Origin of the sequence: Paenibacillus sp. HJGM_3, from assembly GCF_045062745.1 — a bacterium.
Taxonomy (GTDB): Bacteria; Bacillota; Bacilli; order Paenibacillales; family NBRC-103111; genus Paenibacillus_AA.
Map to the genome: position 1 here is coordinate 1 of NZ_JBJGED010000049.1, position 12,030 is coordinate 12,030.

Here is a 12,030-nt window from a genome sequence, read left to right on the forward strand (position 1 = left end):
CAATCGCTAATCGGGGAAAAGCGAAAGCATATGACATGATGGTTTTTGTGTTTGGAGCCTTAATATTAGCACTTGCCTTGATGGGTGTAGATTTAACAGTGGTATTGCTATTGGTTTTTGCCTATCTGTTTACCATTGGATATGGCACTTATTACCGTTTCAAGTACTATAAAGAGATGTAATAAAATTCATGTACTTTTTTCATGCCATTTTTGAAGCTGCCGGTAAATTATATTAAAAGAGGACGCCGGAAAATAGCGTCCTCTCGAATAATCGCAGACCTTGAGTATTTTATTTCGGAATCGTGTAGAATGCTGAAAGCAAAAGACTTCTACGTTTCGATTCGTTGTAGTCCTATTACGCACTCCACATGCGCCGTCCACGGGAACATGTCCACCGGCTGCACCTCGACCGTGCGGTACCCGCCGTCCTCGAGGACCCGCAGGTCGCGGGCGAGCGTCGCCGGATTGCACGAGACGTACACCACGCGCGGCGGGCGCAGCGCATGGATCGTCTCGAGCAACCGGCTGTCGCAGCCCTTGCGGGGCGGGTCCACGACGACGACGTCGCACGCACCGCCTTGCTCCCGCCACGCCGGGAGCACCTCCTCCGCTTTGCCGCAGGCAAAGCGCACATTGCGAATGCCGTTCAGCTCGGCATTCGCACGGGCGTCGTCGACCGCCTCCGGCACGAGCTCGACGCCATACACCTCGCGCGCATGCGGCGCGAGGAAGAGCGAGATCGTCCCGATGCCGCAGTAGGCATCGACGACGCTCTCGCGGCCGGTCAGCCCGGCATAACGCAGCGCGGTCGCATACAGCGCCTCGGTCTGCACCGGGTTGACCTGATAGAACGAGCGGGCCGAGATCGCGAAGCGCGTCGTCCCGATCGCATCATAGAGCACCTCGCGCCCCCAGAGGACGCGAGTCGTCTCGCCGAACACCTGCGACGTCCGTTCGGGGTTCACATTCAGGCACAGGCTGACGAGCCCCGGCACCGCCTCGCGCAGCCGGGCCACCCACTCGGCTTCCCGGGGCAGCGTGTCCCCGTTCAGCACGAGCACGACCATCGTCTCGCCGGTCGCGGCGGCGTGCTTCACCACGACGTGGCGCAGCAGCCCCTCGTGTCGTACCGGGTCATACCCGGTCACCCCGAGCTCGCGGGCGATCGCCTTCACGCGGCCGACAGTCGCATCGCTCGCCTCGTGCTGGAGCAGGCACTGCTCCATCTCGACGATCGTGTGGCTCTCGCGCATGTAGAACCCGCCGACGAGCCCGCCCTCCTGCTCGCCGATCGGCACTTGGACCTTGTTGCGGTAGCGCCAAGCGTCCTGCATTCCAAGCGTCGGATGCACAACTACGCCTTGCTCCTCGCCATCCGCCGCCGCAACCCGAAGCTTCCCGATCCGCTCCAGCTGATCGACGACCATCTGCCGCTTCCAGTGAAGCTGCGCGTCGTAGCTCATATGCTGCAGCTGGCAGCCGCCGCATCGCTCATAGATCGGGCAGGCCGGCGCGATCCGGTCCGGACTCGCCTCCAGCACGCGCAGCAGATCGGCGCGCCCATACTGCTTCTTCAGCTCCGACACGCGAACCCGCACCCGCTCCCCGGGCAGAGCGCCATGAATAAAAAGGGTATAGCCTTCGACCCGGCCTACCCCTTCTCCTTCATGACTTAGGCCGATCACGTCGGCTTCATAGATCCCGTTCAGCTCGACCGGCAGCGTCTCGCGCCACGCGGCGGTCCCGGCCTCGGGCCGACGCCCCAACGAACGACCCGATCCGCGCCGGCCGGTTTCCTTTCGATTGGCCACAACCCCACACTCCTGACTTTTCCCCGAACTTACCGTTTACCTCCAACTTACCTATAGGAAGACAAGCCATACTCGTCCACATAAATTTGCAAATGATTCGGCAGCACGGAGAAGACGGATGGCAGCGTGCCGCCCAGCTCCCCGTCCAGATTGATCTGGACATAGTCCGCCGAGGTCACCTCGATCCGCCGGGTCTTGAAATGGACCACATGCGGGTCATTCAGATGCTCCCCGCGCATCGCGGCGGAGACGATCCGGATGAACTCCGGCAGGTTGCACTTCTTCAGGATGAACACGTCGAGCAGCCCGTCGTTCAGGCTCGCATCCGGCGCCAGCTTCTCGAACCCGCCGACCGAATTGCTGTTGCAGATCAGGAACATCATGATCTCTTCCTTCAGCGCAACCTCCTCGGAACGGAAGCTCAGCTCGACCGGACGGAACCGCGGCAGCTTCTCGAGCCCTTTGATATAGTAAGCCATCTGGCCGATCATCGTCTTCAGCTTGCTGGGCACCTCATAAGTGAGCTCCGTCATCGAGCCGCCGCCGGCGATATTGATGAAGTAGCGGTGGTTCATCTTCCCCACATCGATGTAACGGGTGTGCTGCTGCAGAATCAAGTCGCAGGCGAACTCCCAGTTCTTCGGAATCCCGAGTGCCCTGGCAAAATCGTTCGTCGTCCCCATCGGCAAAATCCCGAGCGCCGGCCGGTTCTGTTTCTCCGCCATGCCATTGATGACCTCGTAGAGCGTGCCGTCTCCTCCGGCCGCGATGATCAGGTCGAAGCCTCGCTCGACCGCATCGGCCGCCGCCAGCGTAGCATCTCCTTCGCCGATCGTGGCGTGCGTGGACGTCTCGAGTCCGCCCCGCTCCAACCGCTGCAGAATATCGTGCAGCCGCTTCTTCACCTCTTCCCGGCCCGATGTGGGATTATAGATCAACCTTGCCCGTTTGCCCATACCGTCTACCACCATTCTCTATCTAGTTACCGTGCGCAAGCCATCCGCCAGCTGCCGTTCCATCCAACCCGTGATGAGCGGATGCGGCAGCATCGCCCGCCCGTTGTAGCGATATTCCTGCCCAGTGAGCCGCTGCGGAATGACTTGTTCGGTAAAATACCCCTCGCTCAAAAACAACGGAGCCACCAGGACTCCCTCCCCGGAGCCGTCTCCCGACAGCCGGGCCAACTGTTCCGCCGCCTCGTCCGGCAGCAGCATCGCCCCTTCTGCACGAGCGAAGCCTCCAAGCGCCTGCAACCGCCCCGCAATTCGGTCGAGCCCCTGCCGCCAGCGCTCATGAAACCCTTCCTCCGCGCTCCCGTGCCCGATGACGAGCACCTTCTCCCGCTCCGGCCGGTGCGACAGCGGCTGCAGCTGATCCATCAGCATCCGGGCCACCGTGTCCGCATCTTCGTCCAACGTCCCTCCGAACCATACACGCGCATCCAGGCGAAAAGGCTCCAATTCGGTCTCCAGGGTCGGCTGATCGCGCAGCCCGAAAGCGTACTGGATTTCATCCAAGTGGGTGCTGCCAGAGGATACGAAGAGCGGGAGGACGAGCAGCTCCGTAACGCCTTGACGCTCGAGCGAGTCGATCCCGTCCTGTATAAGCCGCCCTTCTACAATCTCCAGAAACGCCGAGCAGATCGGGACGTCCGAGGGCCGCCGCACAGCCTGGACCGCTTCATCGACGAGGCGGACCCAGTGCGGGCTTCTCGACCCGTGGCTAATGACCAGCACTCCTGCTTTTCCCATACGGACGGCCTCCTCGAATCAATATCTCCATGCTATCGAAACGATTAGCCAAAGTCAATTTCTTCCCTTGTTGCGGGCAATGGAAAAAGGGCGGCGGTTCAACCTCAACCCGCACACCCTCGATTATTCATACATACACTGTCCTGCCACGAATCTTGGGTTAACGGCCCAAGCGGTCCAGCGCCATTTTGTACCCGTCATTCCCATAGTTCAAGCAGCGCTTCACCCGGGAAATCGTCGCCGTGCTGGCTCCGGTCTCCGCCTCGATCTGGTTGTATGTGCTGCCCTTGCCAAGCATTCTGGCGACCTCCAGCCGCTGCGACAAAGATTCGATCTCATTCACGGTACACAAGTCATCGAAAAAAATATAGCATTCTTCCACCGTCTTCAACGTGAGAACGGCTTCAAAAAGTTGGTCGATCAATTTATCGTTCAATTTTTTCAACTGCATGTCCTCAGCCCCTACTTGTCGTTTAGAATCCCGGGTCCCCGCAACGGGCTCGCCTGGATTAAGCTTCGAAGGCCCCATCACTTGGTGAGGTTTCTTAATAATACCTGTTTCGACACCGAAAACCAATATCCTTCCTTTACGCGAGTAAAACGTTAAAAGCTCTCTGCGTTAATTCCCTGCAGTACCTCTACCGCGCGCAAACCCGCATTTTCCGGGCCCCTCTCCCGAAAAACCGGGCATTCGTCCAATCCAATCATTCGCCTACCACATACAGTATAAATAAAAATCCCCACAAAGTGAAGTAACGCCTTCGACGTAATTTCCTATTACTTTGCGGGGACCCCGGGTGTTTTTATCCCCACAAAGTGAAGCCACTTAACCCGATCCCAAAATAACATAAAGGTTGTGAGTCAAGTGAATACGAATCGACCGTCCTATATTCCGGATACGGATTCGGCCAGCGGTTACCGCATGTTCCCGAGTCCCGGACCCGGCGGCTCTCCCTTCGGAGGGTCCATGTACCCCCAGAGTCACTACCCGGCTGTAATCGAGCCTCAGTCCCCTGTGATCAGGCCGCCTGGGGGCGGGCTGTTCGGCGGAGGCGGGGGCGGTGGAGGTGGCGGCGGAGGGCTCGGCGGAATGCTGAGCAAACTCGGCCTGAACAACTTCAGCTTACAAGACGTAAAGGCCGTGGTGGACCGTATGGGCGGCATAGAAGGCGTCATGGCGACCGTCAGCAAAGTGCAGAAATTCATGACCTCTGTGAAGCAAATGCAGCCGATGATCAAGCTACTTCTCAGCTCCCTGAAGAAATCCGACGACGATGACGACGAACCGGTCAAACGGCGACGCCGCAAGCGCAAAATTCGTTCCCGCCGGCGTACCTCGAGACCGCTCACCAAGATCGGTCCTAAGAAAAAGCGCCCTCTCCGTTAGTTCTCCGTGTCGCGGTTCAAAAACACGCCTCTCGTTTTCCTGCCGGAAGACGATGGGCGTTTTTTGAATCCTCCAACCTCCTGCAATCTTCGTCTCCTCAGACACATATCGGACAATGCCATGCTCATACATATCTAAATGGAAAACATTTTTCGAAAGAGGTGTTATGATTGGCTGATGCATTTGTGGCCCGTTCCTTGGAGGAAACCCGATTCTGGTCGCGGATTATGAAAGAGCATTCGTTGTTCCTGAAGCTGGGCTTCCGCTGCGAGGATACGCAATTGATTCAGGAGGCCAACCAGTTCTTTAAGACCTTCGAGCAAATCGAAGCGCAATCCCATGCCTTTACGGAGCAAACCGACCCCGAAACGATCCGCCGCTTCAATACCGACAATCAGGTAGCCGTCACGCACATCTGGGCGTTCAAACGCAAGGTGCTCGGCCTGATCCTGACTTGTCAGCTCCCCGGGGGCAATAATTTCCCCCTGCTGGTGGACCACGTGAGCCGGGAGGCGAACTATTTTCGGAACCGATTGCACGAGCTGAACACGGGCCAATTGGAGCCGCTGCCCGACGCGATTATCGACGAGAATGTGTTCTTCCTCCGGATTATGGCGGACCACGCCAAGTTCATCGGCCATCTGCTCGATCCTTCCGAGCGGCTCTTGGTTCAGCAAGCGACAGAGTTCGGGCATGATTTCGACAAATTGGTGTTTCAGGCGATCGATCTGAGCGGGATGCGTCCGCAATCCCAAACGGTGCCGCTGCTCGACCAATTCCTGGACCAGAATCGCGTATCGGTCGTGGCGCTGCGGGACTTCAAGAAGACGGCCAAGGAATTGATCGACGCCTGCCGGATCAAGAGCATCATTCATCCGCTGCTCGCCGACCACGTCTTCCGGGAAGCGGAGCGATTCCTACACATCATCGATATGTTCGAGGCCACCCTGACCGCCGGGGCGAGCAAAGCCGGGGCAGGCATGAAGAAGTGAACATAGAGAAAGCCAAGGAACGAGTGTGTTCCTTGGCTTTTTCTTCTTCGGCTTCCCTCGTTACACCCATCCGCGCAGCTTGCTGGCTTCCGCGTACTTTTGCACCCCGACCATATAGGCCGCGAGGCGGGGCGTAATCTGGCGGGACTTCGCCATGCTGAGCACCTTGTTCACCGCTTCGACCATCTTCGTCTCGAGCTTGCGGTTCACTTCTTCTTCGGTCCAGTAGTACCCTTGATTGTTCTGCACCCACTCGAAATACGATACGGTGACACCGCCGGCATTCGCCAGCACGTCCGGCACGACCAGGACGCCTCGCTCATGCAGACGCGCGGTCGCCTCCAGCGAGGTCGGACCGTTCGCGGCTTCGACGATCATCTTCGCCTGAATCCGCTCGACATTGTCCATCGTTATCTGATTCTCGAGCGCCGCCGGGACGAGCACATCGCACGGCAGGGTGAGGAACTCCTCGTTGCTCAATCGGTTCGTGAACAGATTCGTTACGCTGCCGAACGAATCCCGGCGATCGAGCAGGTTCGGAATGTCGAGACCGTCCTCATTATAGATGCCGCCGTTCACGTCACTTATGCCGACTACAGTTACGCCCCACTGGTCCAGAATCTCGGCCAGGAAGCTGCCGACGTTGCCGAAGCCTTGGATGCACACCTTCAGCTCCTTCAGCTGCATGCCTTGCGAGCGAGCCGCTTCGCGGAGGGCCAGGGCTACGCCTAGCGAAGTCGCTTTCTCGCGGCCCTGGGATCCGCCGAGCACCAACGGCTTGCCGGTGATGAAGCCAGGAGAATCATACTCGCGGATGCGTCCGTACTCGTCGAGCATCCAGGCCATAATTTGCGCGTTCGTATATACATCCGGTGCCGGAATATCCTTGTTCGGTCCCACGATTTGGCTGATCGCCCGGACATAGCCGCGGGCGAGCCGCTCCACTTCCGCCAGCGACATTTGGCGCGGATCGCAGATGATGCCGCCTTTGCCCCCGCCATAAGGCAGGTCAAAGATGCCGCACTTCAATGTCATCCAGATCGAGAGCGCCGCCACTTCTTCGGCCGTGACATTCGGATGGAACCGTATGCCGCCCTTGGTCGGGCCGACCACATCGGTATGCTGCGCCCGGAATCCGGTGAACACCTTCGTCTTGCCGTTGTCCATCCGCACGGGGACGCGCACGGTCAGCATGCGGATCGGTTCCTTCAATAGCTCGTAGTAGCTTTCATCGAATCCGAGTCGATCCAACGCGGCATGGATGACCTTCTGGGTGGAGGACAACACGTCTTCCGCCAACGGGGGTTGACTAGCGCCGATCACAATCCGTTTGTTTGCACCACTGCTCATGTTTTCACCTTTTTTCCAAATGATAATTGCAAGCCCGATTGCCTGTGCAGCCAAGCAGGACGTGCCGTTACGGCATGTCCTCTGCTAACCATACCTCACATGACATGTGAAGTCAACTCGGTTGGAGACCATTTCCACCTGCAACTAGTGTGTCCGGAAAAACTGCATATTATGGGACTCGCGAGGGAAGCACTTCACGTGTTCATGACCGGTACAAGCTCTGCAGCGCCTCGTCCACCGACGTGTAGCGGAAGGTGAATCCATGCTCGAGCGCCTTGCGGGGCAGCACCTTCTGCCCTTGCAACAGCAGCACGGACAGCTCGCCGAACAACAGCTTCAGCATGAACGCCGGCACCGGCATCCAATGCGGCCGATGCAGGGCGCCTCCCAGCGCCCGGCCGAATTGATCGTTCCGGACCGGATTCGGAGCGGTCGCGTTGATCGGCCCTTCGATATCGGGGCGTTCGATGCAATGGCGGATGAGACGGACCATATCGTCGATATGGATCCAGGACATCCAATGCTTGCCGCTGCCGACGCGGCCGCCGACGCCTAGCTTGTAAGGCATCGCCATCGGAGGCAGCGCGCCGCCGTCCGCGCCAAGTACGAGCCCGATGCGGAGCTTCACGAGCCGCGGGACGTGTACGTACCGGTCGACCGCGGCCTCCCATTGGTCGACGACTTCCGCCAGGAAGTCCGTCAGCCGCTTCGGACTGCGCTCGTCGTACTCATCCGTCTCCGACGTGCCGTAGATCGACATGCCGGACCCGTTCACGACGACCTTCGGCTTCACCTCGAGCGCGTCGACCAGCTCGCCCAGCCGCTTCGCTGTCTCGAGCCTCGACTGCACAATGCGATGCTTCGCCGACGCCGTCCACCGCTGATTGATCGACTCGCCCGACAAGTTCACGAACGCGTCCAGCCCTTCGAGCCGGTCGCGCTGTTCCAGCATGCTGTCCCATGTGACCACCGGCAGCCCGAATGGATTGTGTCCGCCCGCCGACCGCGAGACTAGAACCACCTCATCCCCTTGCTCCAACAAATACCGTATCAAGTGTGTCCCGATGAAACCCGTGCCTCCGGCTATTGCGATCCTCATAAGCTCCCGCCTTTCCGCTTCGTTCATGAAGACATTTGTCTTCCTTAGTTTACCATAGGTTGGAGGGAAATCCTCAAGCGGCGGGAGCCGCGAACAAGTGGCGAACTCATGACTTTTTCCGTTATCAAGCCCAATGTTGACACCTTCAGCTCCAGCTTTACTTCGAACCCAGGCCGCGTGATGTACGCCACGCTACGGCACCGACCACCCCTAGGAAACTACAACCTGACGCAGCCTCACGAGCTGCCGTTCCAGCGCGGCGATGTCGCTGCGCCATTCCATCTTCGGACCCGTGCCTCCGTACTCCAGGCTGACGAAGCCTGGGCTAGTCAAGGTCAGCGCTTCCCGGAGCAGCTCATAATCGACGTCTTGCATTTCGAAGTGCCGGTCTCTCAGCCCTTCGTCCGGGTCGAGGAACGGCCCGTTGGTGTGGATCTCCCGCACCCGATGCAGGGGCAGCGCACGGAGATAGGCGTCCGGCTCCTCCCGTCGGTGCCAGGCCGAGACTCGCAGATGCGCGACATCCAGCAGCAGGTCCACCTCGCACCGGTCGCAGATGGAGGCGATCACTTCCGGGTCGGTCGCGCAACGCAAAGTTCCCCGATGGCCGTAATACGGGACGTTTTCCAGCAGCAGAGGAACTTCCATCTTCGCTTTCCACTGCATGACCCCCTCCACCATCCGCTCGATGACCGCCTCGTCCGAGTCCGGCAGCGTGTCCCAGTCCGTGGCGAGCGCCATGAGGTGCAGGGCTATATGCGGGGACCCGCAGTCCCGGATGGCGGCGTTCAGCGCGTCCCACGGAATATCGTCGAACGACGCCCGCCCTGCATGGGGCAAGCAATGCAGCAGAACCGGCCGTACCGGACGCGCAACGGCGAACTCCTCGGGGAACACGTCCCACCGGCCCATTTTGATCCAATCGACCTCGACGCGGTTCTGCTCCATCAGCTCCATCAGCTGCGGGGAATAGTTGCAGGCCAGCAAGGGCTTTGATTTCGACATTCCCATACGGATCCTCTCCTCACCTGAATTATGGCGCTTCCGGCGCCACTATGCGAACCTCTATACCCAGCGCTTCCAGTTCGTCCAAAAGGTCACGAGGTGCGCGATCATCCGTGATCAGTGTATCCAGCCGCGAGGCTTCGAACGAGTGGGCGAACATATCGGTACCGAGCTTCTCGTGGGGGATGAGCCCGATCCGTTTCCGGGAGACATCGCACTGGGCGCGGGCGAAGCTCGCTCCGGCCGGCGTTGCGGTGCTGATCCCCCGGGCCGTCAAGCCGCCGCCTGTGAAGAACCCGACGTCGAACGAGAATCTCCGCACTTGCTCGATCGCAAGCGTGTCGGTGATGTTGCCCGAACTGGCGGACAGCTTGCCGCCGATCAAATACGACTCCACGTTGTCCCACTCCCGGATCGTCTGCGCAATCTTGAGCGAGTTGGTGACGATCGTCAGCTTCAGCGTCCGCGGAATATACCGCAGCATGCCGAACTGAATCCCCGCTCCGCCGATGAACACGGAATCCCCTTCGTTCAGATACGACACAGCCAGCTTCGATATCGCGTTCTGATGAGGCATTCCCTCTCCATAGCGGATCGGCTCCGGCTGAGGCAGAATTCGCACTTGGGTGGCGGGAATCGCGCCTCCGTACGTCTTCTTCAGCAGCCCTTGCTCCTCGAGAATCGCGAGGTCCCTTCGGATCGAATCGACCGACAGCCCGAACCGATCGGCCACTTCCTTGGCCACCAGCCTGCCCTCCCGTTCCAAATGATCCAGCAGCAGTTGCCTGCGTTCTTCCGCCAGCATGCAGCCGCCTCCTTCCACATTTTGTATTCTAATTTCCTCCAGTTTATTCCGTTTTGTTCCGTTTTGTCAATCCAATTTATGCAGCCTTCCTCTGTATTCTTCGTTTTTCTCCAAATGTCCTGACATTCGGCCATTTGATCTGTCCAACTGAGCTGTAATTCGATTTCGTCCACTTGGAGAAGCACTCTGGGAGAGTAACGGGCTTGCAGTTCGATTTAGCCTAATTGGACGGGGTTATTCTGAATGCCGCCCTCAAATCTACGCTCCAATTGGGCAAAATCGAATTAGCGCATGCCCGGACGTCCCCTAGCAGCCCGCAATTCGGCAAAATGGAATTAGAGAGGGGCGTGAGCCTCTTTACAAAAAACACAGGTCCACAAGAAGTTTTTTCATCGCTACCTACATTTCCACTCCCACCGACCAGACGCCGGACCGCCAAACGACAATAAGGGCCATCCCTAGGCCTATACAGACCATGGGATAGCCCCCTTTAAGTGAATCTCAAACCAAATCAGCATTCCTGCTCGCATCACATGATGTTCGCGGCGGTTGCAAACAGCTCCTCTTCCGCCCAGCCGTAGCAATAGTAGATGACGTCGTCGGCGTCGCTCGCTTTCGCCGCTATGATCGCTTCGGCAAGCTCCTGCGCGGGAAGGTTCCACATCTGGACGCCGCTGTAGATTTGCGTCCCGGGCGCGGACAAGGCTCTGACTTTGCCGTTCTCTTCGCCGATGAAGCGAATCGGGTAACCTTTCTGCTGAAATTCGCGATACGACAACTCGTAATCGAAACGAAACAAGCGCATGAATGCCCCAAATGCCTCTTCCCGCTCAGCCGCATCCGCCGCGAAATATTCGATTAATCCTTGCACGTCGGCGCCGCCCCCGAGCTTATGATACGGGAAATGTTTAAGAACGCCGCAATGCTTCGTCAATTCCGTGTAATCTTGGCCGAGCAGCCACGCATAAGACGGCGGCCATAGATCGAGCCAAAACGAAACGTCGGCATACTTTTTTGTTTCCGCGATCAAACCGCCGACGAAGGCGGTCACGCTATTTTGCCGGAACCGGATCCACGACCGGAACAGCAATGATTCCGTTATGACGCTCTGCGCTTGGCTGAATTGCTTGTTTGCGAGCAAATCCGCAACATTCTCCATCACCGCGATCATCCGCCGAGGATCAAGCCCGTGCGCCTCCATGCCCTTCCTGCAGCGCTCGCAGAAGCAGCTGAACAATCCGCCCGGATTCGTCCGTTTGCCGGCCCAATCGGGAAACCGGATGCGGTCGATCATAAAGGTGCGGCAGCCGTATTCCCGGTGCACCTCCGCAAGCAAGCGGGACCACATCGGCAAGACGTCTTCCCCGTTCGGGCATAGCCAGTGATCGACTTCATTGCCGCGGAAATCGATCACCCGGTTATTCCGAAGCTTAGCGCCTGTAAAGTAGCCATTCAACACATTAAGCCACGGCACGATCTCGTACTCCGTACCACGGGTTCGTTCGAGGATGTCGCGCAGCGGGTCGGCCCCCATCCTGATCGTCTCGTCTACCTTCTGGTACAAATCCGGATAAACGGACGCCGTATCGACCGCCAAATGAAACGTGCCTGTGCTCTGCACGAACGTCCGCTTCGGATTATGAGGCAAGATGCCAGCAGGATATGGATTTCGTTCAAACATCATGTTCGCTGCAGTGAAAATATGACGTACGTCCCGGAGAACGCCGATGCGCTTCACAATCTGTTCGGGGCCCTCGTCCAAAATGTCATGAGGATGAATATGTATGCCGGACATCCGATAGCCCCCTTTTATCTATGCTCCCGCTCT

General features: G+C 58.4%; 11 protein-coding genes and 1 pseudogene. 3 read left to right on the top strand and 9 right to left on the bottom strand.

Features of this window, described 5'->3' with window-relative positions; genetic code table 11:
• Nucleotides 1–182 (top strand): annotated as a pseudogene (locus tag ACI5FR_RS32770) (hypothetical protein); the annotation flags it as partial.
• A 149-nt stretch (nucleotides 183–331) separates the two neighbouring features.
• Here ACI5FR_RS32770 and rlmD read toward each other — a convergent pair.
• From rlmD to ACI5FR_RS32790, 4 genes are all read right to left on the bottom strand, one after another.
• Nucleotides 332–1,813 (bottom strand): 23S rRNA (uracil(1939)-C(5))-methyltransferase RlmD, encoded by a 1,482-nt coding sequence (rlmD, locus tag ACI5FR_RS32775; protein ID WP_405462463.1) that lies wholly within the window; start codon nucleotides 1,811–1,813, stop codon nucleotides 332–334.
• Nucleotides 1,814–1,860: 47 nt separating this feature from the next.
• Nucleotides 1,861–2,769: a diacylglycerol kinase gene (locus ACI5FR_RS32780; RefSeq protein WP_405462465.1), complete on the bottom strand. Its 909-nt coding sequence runs from the start codon at nucleotides 2,767–2,769 to the stop codon at nucleotides 1,861–1,863.
• Between the two features lie 18 nt (nucleotides 2,770–2,787).
• Nucleotides 2,788–3,564, bottom strand: coding sequence for a sirohydrochlorin chelatase (locus tag ACI5FR_RS32785; protein WP_405462468.1), 777 nt, complete (start codon nucleotides 3,562–3,564; stop codon nucleotides 2,788–2,790).
• 160 nt (nucleotides 3,565–3,724) lie between these two features.
• Complete coding sequence (locus ACI5FR_RS32790; protein WP_405462470.1) at nucleotides 3,725–4,015, bottom strand: YerC/YecD family TrpR-related protein; 291 nt, start codon at nucleotides 4,013–4,015, stop codon at nucleotides 3,725–3,727.
• Nucleotides 4,016–4,429: 414 nt separating this feature from the next.
• Between ACI5FR_RS32790 and ACI5FR_RS32795 the strand changes: the two genes are divergently transcribed.
• Complete coding sequence (locus ACI5FR_RS32795; RefSeq protein WP_405462472.1) at nucleotides 4,430–4,951, top strand: hypothetical protein; 522 nt, start codon at nucleotides 4,430–4,432, stop codon at nucleotides 4,949–4,951.
• A 170-nt stretch (nucleotides 4,952–5,121) separates the two neighbouring features.
• Nucleotides 5,122–5,943 (top strand): DUF2935 domain-containing protein, encoded by an 822-nt coding sequence (locus tag ACI5FR_RS32800; RefSeq protein ID WP_405462473.1) that lies wholly within the window; start codon nucleotides 5,122–5,124, stop codon nucleotides 5,941–5,943.
• A 60-nt stretch (nucleotides 5,944–6,003) separates the two neighbouring features.
• Here ACI5FR_RS32800 and ACI5FR_RS32805 read toward each other — a convergent pair whose 3' ends face one another.
• From ACI5FR_RS32805 to ACI5FR_RS32825, 5 genes are all read right to left on the bottom strand, one after another.
• Complete coding sequence (locus ACI5FR_RS32805; protein ID WP_405462475.1) at nucleotides 6,004–7,293, bottom strand: Glu/Leu/Phe/Val family dehydrogenase; 1,290 nt, start codon at nucleotides 7,291–7,293, stop codon at nucleotides 6,004–6,006.
• Between the two features lie 202 nt (nucleotides 7,294–7,495).
• Nucleotides 7,496–8,392 carry a TIGR01777 family oxidoreductase gene (locus ACI5FR_RS32810; protein ID WP_405462478.1) on the bottom strand — a complete coding sequence of 299 codons (897 nt, stop codon included), beginning with the start codon at nucleotides 8,390–8,392 and terminating at the stop codon, nucleotides 7,496–7,498.
• A 210-nt stretch (nucleotides 8,393–8,602) separates the two neighbouring features.
• Nucleotides 8,603–9,403 carry a multinuclear nonheme iron-dependent oxidase gene (locus tag ACI5FR_RS32815; protein ID WP_405462480.1) on the bottom strand — a complete coding sequence of 267 codons (801 nt, stop codon included), beginning with the start codon at nucleotides 9,401–9,403 and terminating at the stop codon, nucleotides 8,603–8,605.
• Between the two features lie 22 nt (nucleotides 9,404–9,425).
• Nucleotides 9,426–10,202 carry a DeoR/GlpR family DNA-binding transcription regulator gene (locus ACI5FR_RS32820; RefSeq protein WP_405462482.1) on the bottom strand — a complete coding sequence of 259 codons (777 nt, stop codon included), beginning with the start codon at nucleotides 10,200–10,202 and terminating at the stop codon, nucleotides 9,426–9,428.
• Between the two features lie 529 nt (nucleotides 10,203–10,731).
• Nucleotides 10,732–11,997: a hypothetical protein gene (locus ACI5FR_RS32825; protein ID WP_405462483.1), complete on the bottom strand. Its 1,266-nt coding sequence runs from the start codon at nucleotides 11,995–11,997 to the stop codon at nucleotides 10,732–10,734.
• Nucleotides 11,998–12,030: the final 33 nt, after the last annotated feature.